Origin of the sequence: Thalassobaculum fulvum (assembly GCF_014652915.1) — a bacterium.
In the GTDB taxonomy this organism is placed as follows: domain Bacteria; phylum Pseudomonadota; class Alphaproteobacteria; order Thalassobaculales; family Thalassobaculaceae; genus Thalassobaculum_A; species Thalassobaculum_A fulvum.
In genome coordinates this window covers 188933-211033 of sequence record NZ_BMZS01000011.1, presented here as the reverse complement: position 1 = coordinate 211033, position 22101 = coordinate 188933, and the positions used below count along the sequence as shown (strand labels likewise).

Below are 22101 nucleotides of genomic sequence, written 5' to 3'. Positions count from 1 at the left end.
ACTCTGAAAATATAGTTTCAGATCGAAAGAGACAGTCAAGTATCTTTCTGAAACACTGGACGGGCCGCCCGTGGCCCGCAGGGGACCGACCGGCAGGGGGAGACGTTCGACGATGAGTTCGAGCCGCGACCAGACGGTCGCCGACGGCATCCGCGACCGCTTTCAAGACCTCACCCGGGCCGAACGCCAGCTCGCCAACGCGATCCTGGCCAACTACCCGGTCTCCGGGCTCGGCAGCATCACCGCGCTGGCCGAGGTGTCCGGGGTGTCGACGCCGACCGTGGTCCGGATGGCCAAGAAGCTCGGCTTCGGCGGGTTCCCCGAGCTGCAGGCGGCGCTGCGCGCGGAGCTGGAGGCGACGATCTCCAGCCCGATCGCCAAGCACGACCGCTGGGCCGAGAGCGCGCCAGACACCCACATCCTCAACCGCTTCGCCGAGGCGGTGACCGAGAACCTGCGGCAGACCCTGCGGCAGATCGGCATCGAGGAGTTCGACGGCGCCGCCGCCCTGCTGCGCGACCGCAGGCGCGACGTCTACGTGGTCGGCGGCCGGATCACCCGCTCGCTGGCCGACTACTTCTTCACCCACATGCAGGTGATCCGCAGCGGCCTGACCCTGATCGCCCCGAACTCCAACACCTGGCCGCACTACGTGCTGAACATGAAGGAGGGCGACGTGCTGGTCGCCTTCGACGTGCGGCGCTACGAGCACGACGTGCTGCGGCTGGCCGAGACCGTAACGGCCCGCGGCGTGAAGCTGATCCTGTTCACCGACCAGTGGGGGTCGCCGGCCGCCAAGCTGGCGACCCACAGCTTCCGGGTCCGCATCGAGGCGCCGTCGGCCTGGGATTCCTCCGTGGTCACGCTGTTCGTGGTCGAGGCCCTGATCGCCGCCGTGCAGACCGCGACCTGGAGCGAGACCAAGGAGCGCATGCGGATCCTGGAGGAGCTGTTCGACCAGACCAAGATCTTCCGGAAGTTCGTATAGACCGCGCCCGGCCGTTCAGCGCTCCGGAATCAGCCCCTTCGGCGCGAACCGCATGACCAGCAGCAGGATCGCCCCCATCAGCAGGTAGCGGGTGTAGGCCGCCCCGGCCAGCAGGTGCTGGGCGAGGAAGGAATCGCCCGGCAGCGGCGCCGTGACCGCGGTCATGAACCAGTTGCCCAGCGGCTCGGCCTCGACCCACAGCAGCCAGATCACGAAGCCGCCGAGCACCGCCCCCCAGTTGTTGCCGGAGCCGCCGAGGATCACCATCACCCAGATCAGGAAGGTGAAGCGCAGCGGGATGTAGCTGGTCGGCGTGAGCTGGCCGTCGAGGGTCGCCAGCATCGCCCCGGCGATGCCGCAGGTGGCGCAGCCGAGCACGAACACCTGGAGGTGACGCGCCTTGACGTTCTTGCCCATCGCGGCGGCGGCGTCCCGGTTGTCGCGGATCGCCCGCATCATCCGCCCCCACGGCGAGCGCAGGGCCCGCTCGGCGAACCACATGACGACCGCCAGCACGGCGGCGAACAGGACCAGGTAGCAGGCCTTGACGAACAGGCTCGCGGCCTCCGCCATGTCCGTCGCCCCGAGCCGGGTGGCCAGGTCGACGAACCAGCCGGCCTCGACCAGGTCGACCTCGTAGGGCACCGGGCGCGGGATGCCGGTGACGTTCTTCACGCCGCGCGACAGCCACTCCTCGTACTTGATGACGGCGATGATGATCTCGGAGATGCCGAGAGTGGCGATCGCGAGATAATCCGCCCGCAGCCCGAGCGCGATCTTGCCGATCAGCCAGCCGGCGCCCGCCGCCACCAGCCCGCCCAGCGGCCAGGCGATCAGCACCGGCAGCCCGAGGCCGCCGAGATACCCCGACAGCGCCGGGTCGATCGCCTCGATCCGCTCGGTGGCCGGCACGAAGAACCGGTTGATCAGGAAGTAGCCGGCGACGATCAGCAGGACGGTCACCGGCAGCCGGGCGATCGGCGGCACCGCGCGCCTGGCGAACACGATCGCGACCACCGTGGCGACCAGGCTGAGGAACGATAGGAACAGGTCGCCGCCGGCCACCGCCCAGGCCTCCTGCACCGGCGGCATGGAGACCAGCACCGCGGTCAGCCCGCCGAGCGCGGTGAACCCCATGATCCCGACGTTGAACAGCCCGGCATAGCCCCACTGCATGTTCACGCCGAGCGCCATGACCGCCGAGATCAGGCACAGGTTGGCGATGCCGAAGGCGACGTTCCAGCTCTGGAAGACGCCGACCCCGGCCAGCACCAGCCCCATCAGGCCGTAGTAGAGGGCGACCTTCCTGGTCATATGACCTTGCCTCGGATGATGCCGGTCGGCCGGACCAGCAGGACCGCCACCAGGATGACGAACGAGACCGCGAACTTGTAGTCGGTCGACAGCAGCTGGACCAGGCCGTCCGGCGCCCAGCCCTCGGGTCCGAGATAGGCCAGGAAGCGCTTGAAGGCGTAGGTCACCGTGACCTCCGAGAACGCGACGATGAAGCCCCCCAGGACGGCGCCGACCGGCTGCCCGATGCCGCCGAGGATGGTGGCGGCGAAGATCGGCAGCAGAATCTGCAGGAAGATGAACGGCTTGTAGGTCTTGTCGAGGCCGTACAGGGTGCCGGCGATGGCGGCCAGCGCGGCGGCGATGGTCCAGGCGATCAGCACCACCCGCTCCGGATCGATGCCCGACAGCAGCGCCAGGTCCTCGTCGTCGGAGTAGGCGCGCATGGCCTTGCCCCAGCGGGTCCGGCGCAGGAACCAGAACAGCAGCGCGACCACGACCAGCGTCACCATCACCGTGATCACCTGGGTCTGCTTGACCGCGATGCCCTGGTCGATCCCCATCGCCGCCTTGGAGTCCCGGTAGGTGACCAGGAACCGCGCGCCGTCGGCGAAGCTCTGGTCGTCGGGGCCGATCACGATGCGGATCACCCCGGCCAGCACGAACATCACGCCGACCGAGACGATCGCGAACACGATCGGGTTGGCCCGCCGGCGGCGGTAGAACCGGAACACGTAGCGGTCGGTCAGCACCGCGACGGCGACCGCCCCCAGGACGCCGACCGGCAGCGCCAGCAGGGCGGTCGGCAGCGGCGCGATGCCGATCCCCTGGGCCTGCAGGAACCAGGTCGCCAGGATCGCCACCATGGTGCCGAACGACATCAGCTCGCCGTGCGCGAAGTTCGCGAACCGCAGGATGCCGAAGATGATGGTGACCCCGAGCGCGCCGAGCGCGAGCTGCGCGCCGTAGGCGATCGCCGGGACGATCACGAAATTCGCCAGCAGGGCGAAGGCGTTGGCGAACTCCATGTCAGCCCCCCAGGAACGAGCGGCGAACCTCTTCGTTCGCCAGCAGCGCCTCGCCGGTGTCGGTGAAACGGTTGCGTCCCTGGACCAGGACGAAGCCGTGGTCGGCGATCTCCAGCGCCTGCCGCGCATTCTGCTCGACCATCAGGATGGCGATCCCGGTCCGGGCGATCTCGACGATGCGGTCGAACAGGTCGTCCATGACCACCGGCGACACGCCCGCCGTCGGCTCGTCGAGCATCAGCAGCTTGGGCTGGGTCATGAGCGCGCGGCCGACCGCGACCTGCTGGCGCTGCCCGCCCGACAGCTCGCCGGCCGGCTGGTTGCGCTTCTCCGCCAGCACCGGGAACAGCTCGAACACCTGCTCCTTGGTCGCGGAGATGTCGTCGTCGCGGATGAACGCCCCCATCTCGAGGTTCTCCTCGACCGTCAGGGACACGAAGACGTTGCGGTTCTGCGGCACGAACCCCATGCCCTGGCGGACCCGCTGCTGCGGGGCCAGCCGGGTGATGTCCCGGCCGTCGAACACCACGCTGCCGGCGCGCAGGGCCAGCATGCCGAACACCGCCTTCATCGCGGTCGACTTGCCGGCGCCGTTCGGCCCCACGACCACGGCGATCTCGCCGCGCTCCACGGTGATGTCGCAGCCGTGGATGATGTCGACGCCGCCGTATCCCCCGGTCATGCCGGTCGCCGAGAGGAAGCTCATGACTCCGAGACCCGCTTGTGTTTCCGGCCGGTGCCCAGATAGGCCTCGATCACCCTCTCGTCGTTCATGACGTCCTGGACCGAGCCCTGGGTGAGCAGCCGGCCCTCGGCCATCACGATGACCGGGTCGCAGAGCCGCGCGATGAAGTCCATGTCGTGCTCGATCAGGCAGAAGGTGTAGCCGCGCTCCCGGTTGAGGCGCTGGATCGAGCGGGCGATGGTCTGCAGCAGCGTGCGGTTCACCCCGGCGCCGACCTCGTCGAGGAACACGATCTTGGCGTCGACCATCATGGTACGGCCGAGCTCGAGCAGCTTCTTCTGGCCGCCCGACAGGTTGCCGGCCAGTTCGTTCTCCAGGTGCGGGATCTCGAGGAACTCGACGACCTCGCGGGCACGCTCGCGCACCCGCTCCTCGTTGGCGACCACCCGGCGGTAGTTGAACCAGGCGTGACGCAGGTCCTCGCCCGGCTGGTCGCCCGGGACCACCATCAGGTTCTCCAGCACGGTCAGGCTGGAGAACTCGTGGGCGATCTGGAAGGTTCGCAGCAGCCCCTTGTGGAACAGTTCGTGCGGCTGCAGCTCGGTGACGTCCTCGCCGTCGAGGTAGATCCGCCCCGACGACGGCGGGAAGTGCCCGGCGACGATGTTGAACAGCGTGGTCTTGCCGGCGCCGTTCGGGCCGATCAGCCCGGTGATCGAGCCCTTCTGGATTTCCAGCGAGACGCCGTCGACCGCCCGGATGCCCCCGAAGTTCTTGGTTACGTCTTCGACTTTGATCATTGAGCGAACCGGTGGACGAGAAACGGTCAGGCCGCGGCCCGACCGTTTCCCTGATTTCTGGACCTGTTCTCGGCAAGCGGACGGATCAGTGGTAGGCCACCGTCTTCCACTTGCCGTTCTCGACCACCGTCTCGCGGAAGCTGCCGGCGGACTCGCCCGGCTCGATCAGCTCGAGCGCGGTGCCGCCGACGTAGTCGATGTCGCCGCCCTTGGCCAGGATCTCCAGCCCCTTCTTCAGCTCGCCCGGGTAGATCTTCTCGCCGGGCGCGTTGGCGACCTTCACGACGTGGTCCTTGTAGACCGCGCTGTCGGTGCTGCCGGCGGACTGCATGGCCAGCAGCAGCAGCGCCGAGGCGTCGTAACACTCCGGCACGTACGGGTCGTCGCCCTTGAAGCCCTTGCCGCCGGCCAGCTTGGCCAGCATCGACGCCCCCGGGCTGTCGGTGCCCGGGTTGGTGCCGATCGAACCGTCGAGCGCCTTGCCGAAGTGGTCGGTCAGGGCCTCGCCGACCATGCCGTCGGGCAGCACGAAGCGCTCGAACGCCCCGGTGTCGAGGGCCGCCTGGATCATGCCCTTGCCGCCCTGGTCGAGATAGCCGGCCACGATCAGCACCTCGCCGCCGGCGGACGCCAGGGTGGCGACTTCGGCCGAGTAGTCGGCCTTGCCGTCCTCGTGGGCGGCGACCGCGGTGATCTTGCCGCCCTTGGCCTCATAGGCGGCCTGGATCGAGTCCGCCAGGCCCTTGCCGTAGTCGTTGTTGGTGTAGGTCAGGGCGGCGGTCTTGATCCCCTTGGCGACCAGGATCTCGCCGATGATCTGGCCCTGCCGCGCGTCCGACGGGGCGGTCCGGAAGAAGTAGCCGTCATCCTCGATGGTGCTGAGCGCCGGCGAGGTGGCGGACGGCGAGATCATGACGATGCCGTTCGGCCGCACGACGTTGTTGAGCACCGCGGTGGTCGCGCCCGAGCAGGTGGCGCCGTTGATGCCCTGAACGCCCTCGGAGGTGACCAGCCGGTCGGCGGCCGCGGTCGCGGCGGCGGCATCGATGCAGGTGCTGTCGCCGCGGACCGGGACGACCGTGCGGCCACCGAGGAAGACGCCGCTGTCGGAAACCTCCTTGATCGCCATCTCGCCGCCGAGAGCCATCGGCTTGACCAGCGACTCCGTGGGCCCGGTGAAGCCCTGGAGCATGCCGATCTTCACCGGCTCCTGGGCGTGGGCGGCGGTGGCGAAGACCGCTGCGCACAGCAAGGGCAGCACACGTTTCATGGTTGTTTCCCCCTGTGGGTGCCGTGTTGGGATCCCTCCCCCCTACACCCAAACCCGCCGGTTCGACAAGGAAAGCGGCCACGAAACCGCCGTTCCAGCCGACGAACCGCGGATCGCGATGCGCGGGTCCTGGAGTCCGCCTGTCTCGAACGGCCGACTCGTCTTCGGAATTCAGAACGCCACCGCGGCAATGCTCCGCAGCGCCCGGTTCCACTACTTGCCGGGACCGCCCGACAAGACCCCGCACCGGGCCGGGATCAGCCGATGGCCGGCGCGTCGGACCCGCCGGAGCGCTCCATGTAGGCGACCATGCTCAGGATCATGTCGACCCGCTCGCCGTCCTCGGCCAGCGGCAGGAACACCCGCTCGAGCGGCGCGAAGCCGAGCCGGAACGGTGTCGGCGACAGGCCGTAGCGGTAATTCGGCAGGCCGGTCTCCGCGACCTCGACCCGATGGCGCACGAGCAGCTGGTTCTGGGCATCGGGCCAGACCTCGTCGAGGTAGCGACCGGTGAAGTCCCGCTGCATCGCCGCCACCACCGCGGTCCCCATCAGGCGGATCCTGAACCGGTACGGGTCGCGCTCGACGTCGGTCAGCACGAGGTTGGGCAGGGCCTTCCGCACCTTGAGCGGGTCGAAGTCCCGCCGGGACGGCAGCCGGTCCCCGGGATGGATCGCGACCCAGTACTCCAGCAGCCCGCGAAGCTCGGGGTTCCGGGCGTTCCGCAGGATGCTCTCGACGGCGTCCAGGCCGGGGTGTCTGCTCATCGTCCGACGATACGGTATTCCGGTTCCGATCTGCACGCCCTGTCCGCCGCCGTCACCCCAAGGCGCTGCGGCAACCGCGGCGGGCCGCGGACGGCCGGCGCCCGGGATGGCTGGCCCGCCGGATCGCTGGCACCCGGGCGCCGATCATGAGACAGTGGTTCCGAGGCCGTCGTCCGCGCTATCGGGGGGTTCGATTTGGCGACCCAACGCTCTCGGTTCACATTCGTGATGATCAAACCGTCGCACTACGACGATGACGGCTACGTCATTCAGTGGGCCAAGTCGGCGATCCCCTCGAACACGCTGGCTGCCCTGTACGGCATCGCCGACGACTGCGCCGAGCGAAAGGTCCTCGGCGCCGACGTCGGCATCGACCTGGTGCCGATCGACGAGACCAACACCCGCGTGCACCCGGAACGGCTGGCGGCCCGCATCCAGCGGGACGGCGGAACCGGTCTCGTCGGGCTGGTCGGCGTGCAGTCCAACCAGTACCCGCGGGCCCTCGACCTGGCCCGCCGGTTCCGGGCGCTCGGCTGCCAGGTCTGCATCGGCGGCTTCCACGTCTCCGGCACCCTGGCGATGCTGCCGGGCGTCCAGCCGGAGCTGCAGGAGGCGATCGACATGGGCGTCTCGCTGTTCGCCGGCGAGGCCGAGGGACGGCTCGACGAGGTGCTGCTGGACGCCCAGGCCGGCGCCATGAAGCCGATCTACAACCACATGGACGACCTGCCCGGCATGGAGGGGACGCCGGTCCCGATCCTCCCGCGCGAGCGCATCGGCCGGACCGCCGGGCGCCACACCAGCTTCGATTCCGGCCGCGGCTGCCCGTTCCAGTGCAGCTTCTGCACCATCATCAACGTCCAGGGCCGCAAGTCGCGCTACCGGACCGCCGACGACATCGAGCGGATCGTGCGGGTCAACGTCGCCCAGGGCGTCAACCGGTTCTTCATCACCGACGACAACTTCGCGCGCAACCGCAACTGGGAGCAGATCTTCGACCGGCTGATCGCGCTGCGCGAGGGCGAGGGCTTCGACGTCAAGTACATCATCCAGGTGGACACGCTCTGCCACAAGATCCCGAACTTCATCGAGAAGGCCGGCCGGGCCGGGGTCAAGCGGGTGTTCATCGGCCTGGAGAACATCAACCCGGAGAACCTGGCGGCCGCCTCCAAGCGGCAGAACCGGATCACCGAGTACCGCCGAATGCTGCAGGCCTGGCGCTCGATCGGGGTGCTGACCTACGCCGGCTACATCCTCGGCTTCCCGGCCGACACGCCGGCGTCGATCCAGCGCGACATCGACATCATCAAGCGCGAGCTGCCGGTCGACCTGCTGGAGTTCTTCTACCTGACCCCGCTGCCGGGCTCGGCCGACCACAAGACGCTGTTCGAGAAGGGCGTCCCGATGGACGCCGACCTCAACCGCTACGACCTGAACCACTCGACGACCGGCCACCCGACCATGTCGCGGGCCGAGCTCGAGCAGGCCTACCGCGACGCCTGGGCGACCTACTACTCGCCGGAGCACGTCGAGACCATCCTGCGCCGGGCCCGGGCCAGCGGCATCAGCGTCGGCAACACGCTGTTCCTGTGCCTGTGGTTCTACGGCTGCGTGACGCTCGAGAAGATCCACCCGCTGGAAGGCGGCTGGTGGCGCAAGAAGGCCCGGACCGACCGCCGGCCCGGCCTGCCGATCGAGAACCCGGTGACGTTCTACGCCCGCTACTGGAGCGACCAGGTCGTCAAGCACTGGAAGATGCTGCAGCTGGTGGTCCGCTACGGCCGCCTGCGCCGGCAGATCAAGGCCGACCCGAACGCCCGCGCGTACAGCGACCTGTCGCTGGAGCCGGTGAAGGACGACGAGTTGGACGAGCTCGAGATGTTCACGCTAAGCCAGTCGGCCCAGAACGCGGTCAGCAAGGCCCGCCGCGACGCCGCCGCCTCGGCCGCCGCCAAGGCCCGCGCCGCGGCGGGCTGACCCGACCGGGGCCTCACTCCTCCGGGGCCTCACTCCTCCGGCGCCAGCAGCAGCGTCGCCATCAGCCGGTCGACCGGGGCGAAGTCGTCGGTCAGGACCGGAACGTCGTCGCCGGCGACGCGCAGCACCCCGTCCACCGGCAGCCGCAGCCAGAACCGCGCGATCCCGCGGGACGCCGGCAGGCGGTCGATCCCGCTGTCCCGGTGGCCCGCGACCACGACGTAGGTGATCCGGGTCTCGGTGCCGGCGGTCGCGGCCGACAGCGCCTCCACCTCGGCCCACACCTCGACCGCCGCGAAGTCGGTGGCGAGGGTGCGGGCCAGCGCCGCCACGAACCGCGGCCGGCGGCCGTCGTCCACCGCGTTGGCGACGTAGAAGCCCCGGTCGGTCAGCCGGCGGGCGATCTCGCGGTGGAACTCGCGGGTGACCAGGTGGGCCGGCACCGAGATGTCGTGGAAGGCGTCGCCGAACACCACGTCGAAGGCCGGCACCGCCGGCAACGACTGCAGCAGCACCCGCGCGTCGCGGTGATGGATCTCCAGGGCCGGCAGATCGGGGTCCAGCCACAGGTGCCGGCGCGCCGCCGCGGTCACCGCCGGGTCGATCTCGGCCACCACCAGCCGGGCCGCCGGCATCTCGGCCGCCCAGGCCCGCGGCAGGGTGTAGCCGCCGCCGCCCACGAAGAACGCGCCGACCGGCCGGCCGGGGCCGTAGGCGAGGCGCCGGCGCGCGTACTCGTCGACGAAGTGGATGTAGGGGTTGAACAGCAGCGTCGGGTCGTCGCGGTCGTTGATGCTGTGCGCCAGGTGGTCGAGCGCGATCAGCGCGCTCGGCCGGCCGCTGACCGCCGAGAAGTCGTCGATGCGGATGCAGAAGTAGTCGCTCTCGCGTTCGCAGGGCGACAGGAACGCCCCGGTCGCCTGGGTCCAGGCGCCGATGGCGCCGAGCAGCAGCACGATGCCGAGCCCGGTGCGGCCCGCGAAGCCGCGGCCGGTCTGCAGGGCGCACGACAGGGCGAGCACGGCGTAGACGGTGGCGACCGCGACGATCGTGCCGGTCGAGCCGATCCAGGCGATGAACAGGTATCCGGCGGCCAGCGTCCCCGCGATGCTGCCGAGCGTCCCGATCGCGTACATCCGGCCGATCACCGGGCCGGGGTCCTCCGGCCGCAGGCCGACCGCCAGCCGGGTGACGATCGGTGCCACGATGCCGACGAACAGGCTGGGCAGCAGGAACAGCGCCGTGCTGAGCAGGATCACGACCGGGACCGTGCCGAGCCCGCTGCCCAGCAGCGGGCCGGACAGGACGCGGAGCAGGCCGAGCGAGGCGAAGCTGCTGACGCTGGCGAGCGCGAGCGCGAGCGCCAGCCGCCGCATCGCGCCGACGTCGCTGACCCGGGCGGCGGCCATCCTGCCGCCGATCCAGTGCCCGGCCGACAGCCCGGCCAGCACCACCGCGATGATCGCCGTCCAGGTGTACAGCGACATGCCGACATAGGGTGCGATCAGCCGGCCGGCGACGATCTCGACCACCAGCCCGCCGGCCGAGCCGAGCAGCAGCGTCACACCCAGGAAGATCTGCCGCAGCACCGGTCCGCACCTCGCCAGAGAGACGGCCGATGGTAGGGCCAGCCCGCCACCGTTCCAAGCGCTTGCGCTCGCCGTCGACCCGCCGGCTAAGGGAATGCCGCAATGGTTCTCAGGAGACGGGTGCGACACTATGGTGAACGGAAGGGCTCCTCGAGAACCGGGAACCGGCGGGGCCGAGTGCGGGAACAGCGAGACTGCCGTCATGACCGCCCGGGACGTTCTCGACCTGGCCCACGAACGCTGCCACTACCGGCAGAGCGTCGACGTGCTCGAGTTCTGGACGGGCCGCCAGGCCGACGGCGATCGTCCGGAGCCGCCCGAGTTCGATCCGCTGGACGTCCCGGCGCTGCTGCCGCACCTCTACCTGCTGGAGCGCCACGACGGCCGGCTGCGCTACCGGGTCTCCGGCGAAGCGGTGAACAGCCTGTTCGGCAGCCAGCACACCGGCCGGTACCTGGACCAGGTGGTGCCGCCGGCGATCTACGCGATCGTCTCGCCGTATTTCGAGCGGGTATTCGACGGCACGATCTGCCTGTTCAAGGGAAACGTGGTGCTGCCGACCCGCGATTTCCTCAGCTTCGAGCGCGTGCTCATGCCGGTGATCCGCCAGGACCGCCTGCTGCTGCTCGGCTGCCTGTCGCTGAGCAGCACCGCGCAGCTGCGCGACGACCCGCCCGGACCGCTGCCCGACGGCTTCCACTTCTTCGTCCACGACATCGCCCGCGGCACCACCGAGAACCGCTACGTTCCGGTCACCGCGGAGGCATTCCGCCGACCCGATGCGGGACACTGCGCCTGAGCGCCCGGCCTGCGGCCGGGGGATGCCGCGCCAGATACACCGCCATCGCCAGGATCATGTCGACCCGCTCGCCGTCGCTCGCGAACGGCAGGTAGACCCGCTCGAGCGGCGCGAAGTCCAGCTTGAACGACATCCGGGCGTCGCCGTGGCGGTAGTTCGGCATGCCGGTCTCCACGACCTCCACCCGATGCAGGTAACTGTAGTCGCTTTCGAAATCCGGAAGCACCTCGTCCAGGTAGCGCCCGGTGAAATCGGCACCGAACGCCGTCACGATCGCCGTGCCCATCACCCGGACCCTGAACCGGTACGGGTCGCGCTCGACCTCCGTCAGCACCAGGCGCGGCAGCGCCATCGGCACCGCGAGCGGGTCGAACGCAGCCCGCTCCGGCAGCCGGGCCGCCGGATGCAGGGCCAGCCAGTAGCGCAGCAGTTCCCGCAGATCGTCATCCTGCGCGACGGCCAGGATCTCCCTGGTCCGCGCGATGCTCGGATGCTCGCTCAAAGCTCCCCCCGGAGTTCGGCCGACTGCCCCCGTCCGTCGACCTACCGGGTGCGTACACCAGAATGCGGCGGCGATCCAGCCGACCGCCCCGGTCACGAGACGGCGGGCGGGGGCCCGGAGCGTCCGGCGAACGGCGACAGGGTCGCCCGGTCGGCCAGGAACGTCGTCATGGTCAGCATCATGTCGACACCGGCCCCGTCGCTCGAGAACGGCAGGTAGAGCCGCTCCGACGCCGCGAAGTCGATCCTGAACGGGACCGCCGGGATCTCCGCGCAATGGCCCGGCAGGCCGGTCATCGCGACCTCGACCCGATGGGCGCAGGTGTAGCTGGCTTCGAACTCCGGTATCGCCTCGTGCAGATACCGCCCGGTCAGGTCGCGCCCGAAGGCGGCTGTGAGCCCGGTCCCCATCACCCTCACCCGGAAGCGGATCGGGTCGTACTCGACATCGGTGAGCGCCATGCGGCCGAGCAGGTGGGGAACGGCGGCCGGATCGAAGTCCCGGCGTGACGGCAGGCACCGCCCGGGGTGGATCGACAGCCAGTATTCGAGCATCCGCCGCAGTTCGTCGTCCCCGACGACATCCAGCAGTTCGCGAGCCCGTGCCACGCTCGGATGTGGATCCATTTGCCCCCCAACGGGGCGGCCTTCGGCACGCCCCTGCCGACCTTCGGACCGGGGCAATAGTAGCTGCCCCGAACCGCCGGGCCGCTTCCGTAGAGATACGTACGGCGGCCGGCCCGCCGACGGTGCCCCCTGCCGGCGACGGGCCCTACACGGTTCCGTGCGCCCCTCTCGACAGCCACCGCCGCTGTCCCACATCTTGCGGGACGTCGCCTGCCGCGACCGGGAGGTGCCGCCCGATGTTCCGCCCGATGTTCCGATGGCTATTTGGAGGAAGGTCCATGACCCCGTCGTCGTTCCCCGACCCCGCGGTCGACCTGCCGGCCGGCGACCCGGCCGAGCGCACCGCGGTGCTGGCCGGCGGCTGCTTCTGGTGCACCGAGGCGGTGTTCAAGGAACTGGCCGGAGTCCGCGACGTCCGGCCGGGCTATGCCGGCGGTACCGCCGACACCGCCGACTACCGCACGGTGTGCTCCGGCACCACCGGCCACGCCGAGGCGATCGCGATCACCTACGACCCGGCGCGCACGAGCTTCGGCATGCTGCTGAAGGTGTTCTTCTCGGTCGCCCACGACCCGACCCAGCTGAACCGCCAGGGCAACGACCGCGGGCCGCAATACCGCTCGGCGGTGTTCTACGCCGACGAGGACGAGAGGCGGGTGGCCGAGGCCTATATCGGCCAGCTCGACGCCGCCGGCGTGTTCGACGCCCCGATCGCCACGACGCTCGAGCCGCTCGAGGCGTTCTACGAGGCCGAGGACTATCATTTCGACTATGCGGCGCGGAATCCGTTCCAGCCCTATATCGTGCATATTTCCGCCCCGAAGGTGGACAAGCTGCGTCGGGCCTACCCCGAGCGGCTGAAGTCCGGATCGGACGCCTGACCGCCAACAGTTCCAGCCAGGGAGACCCAGCCATGAACGACGCCGCCACCGGTCACACCTCGGCCGCCGGCTACGATCTGCGCCACCCGAGCGACGCCGAGATGAAGGCGCTCACCGCCGGCCTCGACCGGGAGGAGATCCGGGTGCTGCTGCACCACGGCACCGAGCGGCCGTTCTGCGGCACCCTGCTCGACAACAAGAAGACCGGGACCTACGTGTGCCGGGTGTGCGGCCTGCCGCTGTTCTCGTCGCGCCACAAGTTCGACTCCGGGACCGGCTGGCCGAGCTTCTTCGCGCCGTTCGACCCGGCCCACGTCGCCAACCTGCGCGACACCAGCCACGGCATGATCCGCGTGGAGAACCGCTGCGCGCGCTGCGACAGCCATCTCGGCCACGTGTTCCCCGACGGCCCGCCGCCGACCGGAACCCGGTTCTGCATGAACTCGGTGTCGCTGGAGTTCGTCGAGGCCGGCAGCCCGCTGCCGGACCGGCTCGGGCGCGGCGACCCGACGGATCACTGAGACCAGGCACCGGGACCGGGCGGCGGCCGGCGGAACCGCCGGTGCCGCCGCCGCGTTCCGGAACCAAAGTCCCCGTCCCGCCTGCACACCGGATCGCCGCACGATGCTGAACCGCCTCGCCCTGCTCCATCCCATCGCCGCCGCCGTCGCCCTGGCGGTGACGGTCGCCGCCTGCACCAACGCCCCGGTCACCGGCCGACGCCAGCTCATCCTGCTGCCGGACGCGCAGGCCGAGCAGATGGGGGTCGAGGCCTACCGGCAGATCAGGAGCGAGAAGGGCGTCTCGAGCGACCCGCGCTTTACCGGGCCGGTCAACGAGATCGGCCGGCGCATCGCCGATGTCAGCGGCCAGCCGGGGATGGCGTGGGAGTTCACGGTGTTCGAGGACGACGAACCCAACGCCTTCGCGCTGCCCGGCGGCAAGGTCGGCGTGAACACCGGGCTGTTCAGGGTCGCGAAGACCGATGCGCAGCTGGCCGCGGTGATGGCGCACGAGGTCGGCCACGCGATCGCCAAGCACAGCGCCGAACGGGTGTCGCGCCAGGCAGTCGTGCAGATCGGCCAGCAGGCGCTGGGCGCCCAGTTCCCGGCGATGACCGAGCTGTTCGCCCAGGCGGCGACGCTCGGCCTGATCCTGCCGTTCACCCGCGACCAGGAAGCCGAGGCCGACCAGATCGGCCTGCTGCTGATGGCGCGGGCCGGCTACGACCCGCGGGCCGCCGTCGAACTCTGGCGCAACTTCGAGGCGGCGGGCGGCAACCGCCCGCCCGAGTTCCTGTCGACGCACCCGTCGCCGGGCTCCCGGATCGAGAACCTGCAGGCCGCAATGCCGCGGGCCCTGGCGGAGTACGAACGCAGCCGGTACCGGTAACCGCGGGCCGTGACGGCTGCCGCGACGCCACCGGAGATAGCCGACCCGGCCATTAAGATCGCCTTAAAGGTATCGTGGTAAGGCCAGGGTGAGTCGCACGGGAGGTACGAGAGCTTGGCGATGACGGCCACATCGACGGCCGACGCGGACAAGGTCGACGGCATCGAGATGGCGCCGTTGCTGGCCGCCGAGGACTGCACGAAGGAGGATGCGCGCGCCCTGCTCGCCTGGTGGCGGGCGCTGCCCCGCAGCGACCACAGGCTTCCCGATTGGGACGCGGTCGATCCTGTGTCCCTGCTGCCCTGGATGGGATGGATCTCGCTGTACGACGTGATCGACGGCGGGCGAGACATCCGCTACCGGCTGGTCGGGTCCCACATCGCCGAGCAGGCCGGTGTCGACCTGACCGGCCGCCTGGTCTCTCAAGGGGTGTACGTCGCTACCCCGCGCCTGCTGCTGGAGCACTTCCGCCGGCTGTGCGCACGGGCCGCTCCGACCTGGACCAACCGGGTCATGGAGACGCAGCACGGGCTGACCATCACCCACGACCGCATCTGGCTGCCGTTCCGGCGCGGGACCGCGGACGCGGTGGCCCTGTGGCTGCTCTATCTGTGCCGCCTCGAGGCCGGCGCCGACCGGCTCGACATCGCCCGCCTCGCCGGACTGGCGCATCGCGACCCGGGCACCGGGCTGATCCCCGTGACGCTCAACCCGGCCGGCATTCTCCGGACCTGAGATCAGAACCCGGCGGGTGCGCGGACTCCGAGATCCTCGAGATCGACCCGGATCCCCTGACCCGGTTCCGGGCGGACCAGCCGAGTCATCCGGCCATAGCCGCCCTGCGAGCGGCAACCAGGCCGGGAGGACGAGCCAGTGCGGCGGTTTTCACCAACGAAAACGATGCCTTGGCTTGGTTGTCGAATACGGTGAAAAATTTTCGTTAACGAAAGCGTCACTTCGTTGTCACATTGCTGACGCAAGCGGCAAGCTATGCCGCTGCCGGTCAGCGCGGCTGCCCCGTCGGGGGCGGGTCCGCCCTCCGAACCGTCAGTCATCAACGAGGGTCAAGATCATGACGAAGATCACCCGCCGTACCGTTCTCCGCGGCTCGGCCGCCGTCGCCGCATCGGCGCTGGCCGCCCCCGTGGTCCTGCGTGCCCACGACGCTCTCGCCTCCTCCGGAACCGTCAACGTGTTCGCCTGGGGCGACTACGTGCAGCCGAACATGATCGAGAAGTTCCAGAAGGACACCGGCATTACGATCAACCTGTCGACCTACGGCTCGAACGACGAGGCCGAGCAGAAGCTGAAGGCCGCCGGCGGCAAGGGCTTCGACGTGATCTTCCCGTCGGTCACCAACGTCCCGAACTACCGGGCCGACGGCAGCATGCTGCTGCAGCCGATCGACGAGTCCAAGGTCATGATGGACAACATCATTCCGTCGATGGTGCGCGACTCGATCGCGCTCGGCGGCGTGCAGGACGGCAAGCGGGTGGCGCTGCCGTTCAACTGGGGCACCGAGGCGGTGACCTTCGACAGCTCGGTCCACAAGATGTCCGACGCCGAGGTGTCGTTCGGCTCGCTGTGGGCCGACGGCCTCGACAAGAAGGCCGCGTTCCGCCAGAAGTCGGTGATCATGGGCACCGGCCTGTACCTCGACGCCATCGGCAAGGTGAAGTCGAACCGGATGCTGGACGTCTACAAGTCCGAGGACGACGCCAAGCGGGTCTGGGACGCGGTCGCGACCTTCGTGATCGAGCACAAGAAGAACGTCGGCGCGTTCTGGAACAACGCCACCGAGGCGACCAACGCGTTCACCCAGGCCGGCTGCACCATCGGCCAGACCTGGGACACCACCGGCATCAAGCTCGGCTGGGACGTCGACAAGAAGTGGAAGTACCGGATGCCGAAGGAAGGCGGCATCACCTGGATGGACTCGGTCGCGATCCCGTCCGGCGCCGCCAATGTCGAGCAGGCCTACGCCTTCATCAACGCCCTGTACGACGGCGCGATGGCCGGCCTGCACGTGCAGAACACCGGCTACAACTCGGCCGCCACCAAGGCCGCCGACTTCGCCGGCGAGCAATATGCCAAGACGTTCGGCGAGATCTACACGGCCGAGACCCTGTCGAACCTGTGGTGGTGGCAGGCCGACACGCCCTGGTTCGCGCCGATGCGGCAGGTCTACGTCGACAAGATCACCAACGCCTGATCGGTCGGCCGGGTATCACGGCCGGGCGGATCCGCCGCCCGGCCGAACCGGTTTCCGAGAACCTTCCGCGGGGGAGTGGAAGCATGCAGGGCAACGAGGTCGCGCTGCAGGACGTGTCGATGCGGTTCGGCGATTTCGTCGCCGTCCATCCGACCGACCTGACGATCCGCGGCGGCGAGTTCTTCTCGATCCTCGGCCCGTCGGGCTGCGGCAAGACGACCATCCTGCGGATGATCTCGGGCTTCCTGCGGCCCAGCACCGGGCGCATCCGGATCGGCGACGGCGACGTCACCGACCTCGGCCCGAACCGCCGGCCGACCGCCCTGATCTTCCAGAACCTGGCGCTGTTCCCGCTGATGACGGTCTGGGAGAACGTCGCCTTCGGGCTGGAGGCGCGCGGCGTGCCGAAAGCGGAGCGGCGGCGCCGGGCCGAGGAGCTGCTGGAGCTGGTGGCGCTGCCCGGCCAGGCCGACAAGATGCCGGCGGCCCTGTCCGGCGGCCAGCGCCAGCGCGTCGCGGTGGCCCGGGCGCTCGCCGTCGAGCCGGCGGTGCTGCTGCTGGACGAACCGCTGTCGGCGCTCGACCTCAAGCTGCGCCAGCACATGCGCGCCGAGCTGAAGGCGATCCAGCGCAAGACCGGCATCACCTTCGTCTACATCACCCACGACCAGGGCGAGGCGCTGACCATGTCGGACCGCGTCGCCGTGATGAACCAGGGCCGCATCGAGCAGGTCGCGGCCACAGAGGCGATCTACAACCGCCCGGCGACGCCGTTCGTCGCGACCTTCGTGGGCGAGCACAACGTGTTCCGCGGCCGGGTGGTCGGGGTGGCGAACGGCCATGCCCGGGTCGAGACCCCGGCCGGCCGGTTCGTCGGGGTCAACGCCGATGGGCTGGCCGAGCACGACGAGGCCATGCTGTTCGTGCGTCCCGAGCGGATCGCGCTTGCCGAAGGGCACCCCGAAATCGACAACCAGCTCGACGCCGAGGTCGAGCGGCGCGATCTCGAGGGTCCGTTCGTCAACGTGTTCCTGCGGGCCGGCGGCCGGCCGGTGGTGATGCACCTGACCAATGTCGGCGACGCCGCCGGACGGCTGGACGGCCGGCAGCGCATCGGGTTCGCGGCGGAGGACGCGCTGGTGCTGCGCGCCGGGCAGCTCGCCAGTGAGTAACCTGACCCGCACCTACGGCCCGTTCCTGACCGGTCTGGTCCTGCTGCTGACCGGGGTCTGGATCATCGCCCTGATCATCCTGCCGCAGGTGAACCTGATCGACCGCGCCTTCGTGTACGTGCCGCGCGGCGGCGAGGCCCAGCAGGCCGCGCTCGAGCTGGAGCGCGCCCAGCAGCGCATCGCCACCATCGACTTCGACATCCGCGCGACCGAGAAGGAGATCGCCCAGGCCGCGTCCGGGGGAGGCTCGGCGGGCGCCGGCGGCGCCCCGAGCCCGAGCAACCCGTTCGCCCCGGGCGCCAAGATCGGTTCCAGCAACGTCGTGCGGCCCGGCATGCCGACGCCGGGGCTCGCCCCGCCGGCGGCCCCGCCGGAACAGCGCCTGAAGACCCTGGAGACCGAACGGGCCGAGCTGCAGGGTCAACTCGGCGGGCTGAAGGAACGCGCCGACCGCCTCAAGGCCGAGCAGCAGGCGGCGACCGGCTACTCGCTGCGCAACTTCACCACCATGAGCGGGCTGCACTGGCGGATCTTCGGGATGACGCTGGTGTACTCGTTCTCGGTGACCGTGCTGTGCTTCCTCGTGTGCTACCCGATCGCCTACGCGGTGGCGCAGACCCGCAGCCCGGAACGCGTCGCGCTGCTGATGCTCGGGCTGGTGATCCCCTACGCCATCAACGAACTGCTGCGGATCTTCGCCTGGGTGATGATCCTGGCGAACCGGGGAATCCTGAACCAGCTCCTGGACACGCTGGGGATCCTCGACCTCGCCCAGGGCGAGGCGGTGCACTGGGTCGCCTCGAACGGCGCGGTGTTCTGCGTGATGATCTACGCGTACATCCTGTTCATGGTGTTCCCGATCTACAACACGATCGAGACCCTGGACCGCAACCAGATCGAGGCGGCCCGCGACCTCGGCGCCTCGACCTGGCGGATCCACTGGCGGGTGGTGCTGCCGCACGCCAAGCCGGGCATCGCGGTCGGCTCGATCATGACCTTCATGCTGTCGGCCGGCTCGATCTCGGTGCCCGGGCTGGTCGGGCCGGGGCTGCACCCCGACTGGTTCAGCCAGATCATCTACCGGAACTACTTCGAGGCCGGGAACTGGAACATCGGCTCGGCCCAGGCGCTGCTGCTGCTGGTCGCCTGCACCCTGTTCATCCTGGCCGTGATGTCGCTGTTCCGCGTCAGCGTCCGGGAGATCGCGCGATGACGACGGCTACCGCCGACCGGCTCCGGCCCGCCAGGCCCAGACTCACCGTCGACTGGAGCGACGTGGCCCTGAACGTCTACATCGGGGTGTTCTTCCTGTACCTGTTCCTGCCGCTGCTGATCATGGTGCTGGCGGCGTTCAACGCCAACGACACCCCGTCGGTGACCGACTGGCGCGGCTTCACCCTGGACTGGTTCACCGGCCGCACCGACGCCGCCGGCAACCTGGTGGTCAAGGGCCTGCCGCAGGAGGACCGGTTCATCCAGGGCCTCGGGCACTCGCTGGCGATCGCCGCCGGGGTGATCGTCATCTCGATCCCGCTCGGCCTGTCCGGCGCGCTGGTGCTGACCCGGCTCGAGACCCGCGCCACCACCCTGCTCTACACCCTGCTGGTGTCGCCGATCCTGACCCCCGGCATCGTGCTCGGCGTCTCGACCATGATCTTCTGGCGCGACTACTTCGCGCTGGAGGCCGGGCTGCTGACCACCATGATCGCCCAGGGCACCTTCATCGCCTCGTACTGCATGCTGATGTTCATGGCCCGGCTGCAGCGCCAGGACCGGGTGCTGGAGGAGGCCGCACTCGACCTCGGCGCCTCCAGCTTCATGGTGTTCCGGCGCATCACCCTGCCGTTCCTGATGCCGACCATCGCGACCAGCGCGGTGATCGCGTTCCTGCAGTCGATCGAGAACTACAACACCACCTTCTTCGCGATCGGCGGGTCCTGGACGCTGGTGACCGAGATCGGCTCGCGCATGCGCTTCGGGCTGTCGCCGGTGATCAACGCCATCGGCGTGGTGTTCGTGGTGTTCACCGTGACCGCCGCGGTGATCTGGACGCTGGCCCGCCGCCGCGAGCTGGCACGCAAGGCCGCCGCCTGACGGCGCCGGTTGACCGTTCCGGCGCCGGCTGCTCCAGTGCCGCCCATGCGGTTCGTGGTGCGCTGCCTGCCGGGATTCTCGTCGCGCGTGCCGGCCCCGGTGCCGGCGCGCACCGCCCTGCCCGACTGGCTGAAGACCATGCCCTCGACGGTCGCCAGCGCAGCGCTGGCCGGGGCCGAGGTGCGCACCCTCAAGCACTGCCCGCCGCTGATCGACGCGCTCGGCGCCGGCGTGCTGTTCCCGCTGGCCGCCGACCTGACGGTGCGGGGCGGCGAGCTGTCCTGGGACTGGGACGCGCCGCGCCACCCGGAGCTCGGGCACACCCGCTCGCCGATCGGCCTGCACCTGCCCGAGCAGGCGGAAGGCGTGCCGCTGCGCCTGCCCGAGGGGCAGTTCGCGGTGAAGTTCAGCAATTTCTGGACGGTCGAGGTGCCGGACGGCTGGTCGGTGCTGTTCACCCACCCGCTGAACCGCGAGGACCTGCCGTTCCGCACCCTGTCGGGGCTGGTCGACTGCGACCGCTGGCGCGACGGGCTGGTGCACTTCCCGGCACTGTGGACCGACCCGGAGTTCGAGGGCGTGCTGACGGCCGGCACCCCGGTCGCCCAGGCCATCCCGGTGCGCCGCGAGGCGCTGGAGCTGGTGGTCGAGGAGATGGACGATGAGCGGGTCGCGGCGCATCGGGCGGTCGAGGAGGCGCTGGGCGCCGATCCCGGGGTGTATCGGAAGGATTTCCGCGAGGGGCCGGGGTAGCCCCATCGTACCGGCCAATCGCCTCCCCCTCCATTGACGTCATCCCGGTCGGAGCGGCAACGCCGCGGAGAGCCGGGATCCACCTGCTACCATCAGCATTCGCAGCCGCCAGCGCTCGTCACGGCGTGGGTCCCGGATCCGTTTCGCCTGCGGCGACCCGGTCCGGGATGACGTCAAGAATGGGAGTGACGGGCTACAGCACCCAGGAAGTCGGTCGCAGCCGCACCTTGCCCGCCGCCCCCTGGGTCGTCACCTTGAGGGCCGCGGCCCGCAGCTCCGGCCCGTCGCCCGGCCGTGGCGCCAGCAGCGCTTCCGCCTCGTCGAGCCGGCGCAGGTCGCGCAGGGCCTCGGCGCGGGCCAGGCGCACCGCGGGATCGGTTTCGTCGAGGCCGTCCAGGTCGGCCAGCGCGTCATCGGGTCGGCCTAGCCGCAGGCGGGCCTGCGCCCGGTTCAGGCGGGCGTCGGCGTCGTCCGGCTGGCGCTCCAGATAGGCGCCGAACCCGGCCTCGGCCTCGCCCGGCCGGCCGAGCTCCAGCAGGCAGGAGGCGCGCTCGAACATCGCGTTGACGTGCTCCGGCGCCCGGGCCAGCGCGGCGTCGTGGGCGGCGACGGCGTCCGCGAGGCGCCCGAGCCGGCGCAGTACCAGGCCGCGGTTGTACAGCACGGCGGGGTTGCCGGGATCGGTTCCCAACAGCACCCCGAGCGCCCGCTCGGCGGCCGGCCAGTTCCCGGCCTGGACGGCCCGGGCGAAGGCGGCAGCCGGGTCCATGCTCAGAACACCCCGGCGTCGAGGCCGGCGGCCATCAGCATGCCGAGCTCCCGGCACTTGTCCTCGAAGCCGTCCTGCCACGCGCCGCGGCACAGCACCGGCTCGCACACCGGCTTCCAGCGCAGGCCGGTGACGATGGTCTCGACCCCGCGCCTCGTCCCGGTGCCGTCGTGGCCGGCGCGGATGTACAGCGCGTAGGGCAGGCCCTGGGTCCCCTCCAGCACCGGGTAGTAGGTGCGGTCGAAGAAGTCCTTCAGGGCGCCGCTCATGTAGCCGAGGTTCTCGGTCGTGCCGAGGATGACGGCGCTGGCGGCCAGGACGTCGTCCGGCCCGGCCTCCAGCGGCGCCACCGCACGCACGTCGATGCCGTCGGCCCCGGCCTCGCCGGCCCCCGCCACCACCGCATCGCGCAGCCGCCTCGTATTCGGCGACGGCGCGTGCGCCACGATCAGCAGGGTCCGGGTACGGCTTTCGCCAAGCACGGGGCCGTCGGTCATCGCCGCC

At 70.0% G+C, this 22101-nt stretch carries 23 protein-coding genes; 12 read left to right on the top strand and 11 right to left on the bottom strand.

Features of this window, described 5'->3' with window-relative positions; genetic code table 11:
- Positions 1-112: 112 nt before the first annotated feature.
- Positions 113-988 carry a MurR/RpiR family transcriptional regulator gene (locus IE246_RS22455; protein WP_189993882.1) on the top strand — a complete coding sequence of 292 codons (876 nt, stop codon included), beginning with the start codon at positions 113-115 and terminating at the stop codon, positions 986-988.
- 15 nt (positions 989-1003) lie between these two features.
- Here IE246_RS22455 and IE246_RS22450 read toward each other — a convergent pair whose 3' ends face one another.
- From IE246_RS22450 to IE246_RS22425, 6 genes are all read right to left on the bottom strand, one after another.
- Positions 1004-2302, bottom strand: coding sequence for a branched-chain amino acid ABC transporter permease (locus IE246_RS22450; RefSeq protein ID WP_189993880.1), 1299 nt, complete (start codon positions 2300-2302; stop codon positions 1004-1006).
- Entirely contained in the window at positions 2299-3309 is a 1011-nt protein-coding gene (locus IE246_RS22445; protein WP_189993878.1) for a branched-chain amino acid ABC transporter permease, read from the bottom strand. Before IE246_RS22445 ends, IE246_RS22450 begins: the two co-directional genes overlap by 4 nt.
- A 1-nt stretch (position 3310) precedes the next feature.
- A complete protein-coding gene (locus IE246_RS22440) occupies positions 3311-4015 on the bottom strand; it encodes an ABC transporter ATP-binding protein (protein ID WP_189993876.1) in 705 nt (234 codons plus the stop codon).
- On the bottom strand, positions 4012-4794 hold the full coding sequence (locus IE246_RS22435; protein WP_189993874.1) for an ABC transporter ATP-binding protein: 783 nt from the start codon (positions 4792-4794) through the stop codon (positions 4012-4014). Before IE246_RS22435 ends, IE246_RS22440 begins: the two co-directional genes overlap by 4 nt.
- An 85-nt stretch (positions 4795-4879) precedes the next feature.
- Positions 4880-6064: an ABC transporter substrate-binding protein gene (locus tag IE246_RS22430; protein ID WP_189993872.1), complete on the bottom strand. Its 1185-nt coding sequence runs from the start codon at positions 6062-6064 to the stop codon at positions 4880-4882.
- A gap of 257 nt (positions 6065-6321) precedes the next feature.
- On the bottom strand, positions 6322-6831 hold the full coding sequence (locus tag IE246_RS22425; RefSeq protein WP_189993870.1) for a PAS domain-containing protein: 510 nt from the start codon (positions 6829-6831) through the stop codon (positions 6322-6324).
- Between the two features lie 228 nt (positions 6832-7059).
- Between IE246_RS22425 and IE246_RS22420 the strand changes: the two genes are divergently transcribed.
- Positions 7060-8808: a B12-binding domain-containing radical SAM protein gene (locus tag IE246_RS22420; protein ID WP_189994064.1), complete on the top strand. Its 1749-nt coding sequence runs from the start codon at positions 7060-7062 to the stop codon at positions 8806-8808.
- Positions 8809-8837: 29 nt separating this feature from the next.
- On the opposite strand, the gene IE246_RS22415 is transcribed toward IE246_RS22420, so the two are convergent.
- Complete coding sequence (locus IE246_RS22415) at positions 8838-10397, bottom strand: fused MFS/spermidine synthase (protein ID WP_189993868.1); 1560 nt, start codon at positions 10395-10397, stop codon at positions 8838-8840.
- A 202-nt stretch (positions 10398-10599) separates the two neighbouring features.
- Between IE246_RS22415 and IE246_RS22410 the strand changes: the two genes are divergently transcribed.
- On the top strand, positions 10600-11196 hold the full coding sequence (locus IE246_RS22410) for a PAS domain-containing protein (protein ID WP_189993866.1): 597 nt from the start codon (positions 10600-10602) through the stop codon (positions 11194-11196).
- Here IE246_RS22410 and IE246_RS22405 read toward each other — a convergent pair.
- Together IE246_RS22405 and IE246_RS22400 are read right to left on the bottom strand one after the other, a co-directional pair.
- Positions 11150-11698, bottom strand: coding sequence for a PAS domain-containing protein (locus tag IE246_RS22405; RefSeq protein ID WP_189993864.1), 549 nt, complete (start codon positions 11696-11698; stop codon positions 11150-11152). The two genes, IE246_RS22410 and IE246_RS22405, sit on opposite strands and share 47 nt — an antisense overlap.
- A gap of 92 nt (positions 11699-11790) precedes the next feature.
- Positions 11791-12306 carry a PAS domain-containing protein gene (locus IE246_RS22400; protein ID WP_189993862.1) on the bottom strand — a complete coding sequence of 172 codons (516 nt, stop codon included), beginning with the start codon at positions 12304-12306 and terminating at the stop codon, positions 11791-11793.
- A 296-nt stretch (positions 12307-12602) separates the two neighbouring features.
- Here IE246_RS22400 and msrA point away from each other — a divergent pair, with 296 nt between their 5' ends.
- The 9 genes from msrA (at position 12603) to IE246_RS22355 (ending at position 20828) form a co-directional block, all read left to right on the top strand.
- On the top strand, positions 12603-13205 hold the full coding sequence (gene msrA, locus IE246_RS22395; protein WP_229837439.1) for a peptide-methionine (S)-S-oxide reductase MsrA: 603 nt from the start codon (positions 12603-12605) through the stop codon (positions 13203-13205).
- 32 nt (positions 13206-13237) lie between these two features.
- Complete coding sequence (gene msrB, locus IE246_RS22390; RefSeq protein ID WP_189993860.1) at positions 13238-13726, top strand: peptide-methionine (R)-S-oxide reductase MsrB; 489 nt, start codon at positions 13238-13240, stop codon at positions 13724-13726.
- Between the two features lie 103 nt (positions 13727-13829).
- Positions 13830-14597, top strand: a complete 768-nt coding sequence (locus IE246_RS22385; RefSeq protein ID WP_189993858.1) for a M48 family metallopeptidase — start codon at positions 13830-13832, stop codon at positions 14595-14597.
- A 120-nt stretch (positions 14598-14717) separates the two neighbouring features.
- A complete protein-coding gene (locus IE246_RS22380) occupies positions 14718-15332 on the top strand; it encodes a PAS domain-containing protein (protein WP_189993856.1) in 615 nt (204 codons plus the stop codon).
- A gap of 337 nt (positions 15333-15669) precedes the next feature.
- On the top strand, positions 15670-16809 hold the full coding sequence (locus IE246_RS22375; protein WP_189993854.1) for an extracellular solute-binding protein: 1140 nt from the start codon (positions 15670-15672) through the stop codon (positions 16807-16809).
- A gap of 83 nt (positions 16810-16892) precedes the next feature.
- Positions 16893-17981 carry an ABC transporter ATP-binding protein gene (locus tag IE246_RS22370; RefSeq protein ID WP_189993852.1) on the top strand — a complete coding sequence of 363 codons (1089 nt, stop codon included), beginning with the start codon at positions 16893-16895 and terminating at the stop codon, positions 17979-17981.
- Positions 17974-19194 (top strand): ABC transporter permease, encoded by a 1221-nt coding sequence (locus IE246_RS22365; protein WP_189993850.1) that lies wholly within the window; start codon positions 17974-17976, stop codon positions 19192-19194. The genes IE246_RS22370 and IE246_RS22365 overlap by 8 nt, the downstream gene beginning before the upstream one ends.
- Positions 19191-20075, top strand: coding sequence for an ABC transporter permease (locus tag IE246_RS22360; RefSeq protein WP_189993848.1), 885 nt, complete (start codon positions 19191-19193; stop codon positions 20073-20075). Before IE246_RS22365 ends, IE246_RS22360 begins: the two co-directional genes overlap by 4 nt.
- A 45-nt stretch (positions 20076-20120) precedes the next feature.
- Positions 20121-20828 (top strand): hypothetical protein, encoded by a 708-nt coding sequence (locus IE246_RS22355; RefSeq protein WP_189993846.1) that lies wholly within the window; start codon positions 20121-20123, stop codon positions 20826-20828.
- Between the two features lie 193 nt (positions 20829-21021).
- Here IE246_RS22355 and IE246_RS22350 read toward each other — a convergent pair whose 3' ends face one another.
- Both IE246_RS22350 and IE246_RS22345 read right to left on the bottom strand, forming a co-directional pair.
- Positions 21022-21597: a tetratricopeptide repeat protein gene (locus IE246_RS22350; protein WP_189993844.1), complete on the bottom strand. Its 576-nt coding sequence runs from the start codon at positions 21595-21597 to the stop codon at positions 21022-21024.
- 2 nt (positions 21598-21599) lie between these two features.
- Positions 21600-22094, bottom strand: a complete 495-nt coding sequence (locus IE246_RS22345) for a flavodoxin family protein (protein WP_189993842.1) — start codon at positions 22092-22094, stop codon at positions 21600-21602.
- Between the last annotated feature and the right edge of the window lie 7 nt (positions 22095-22101).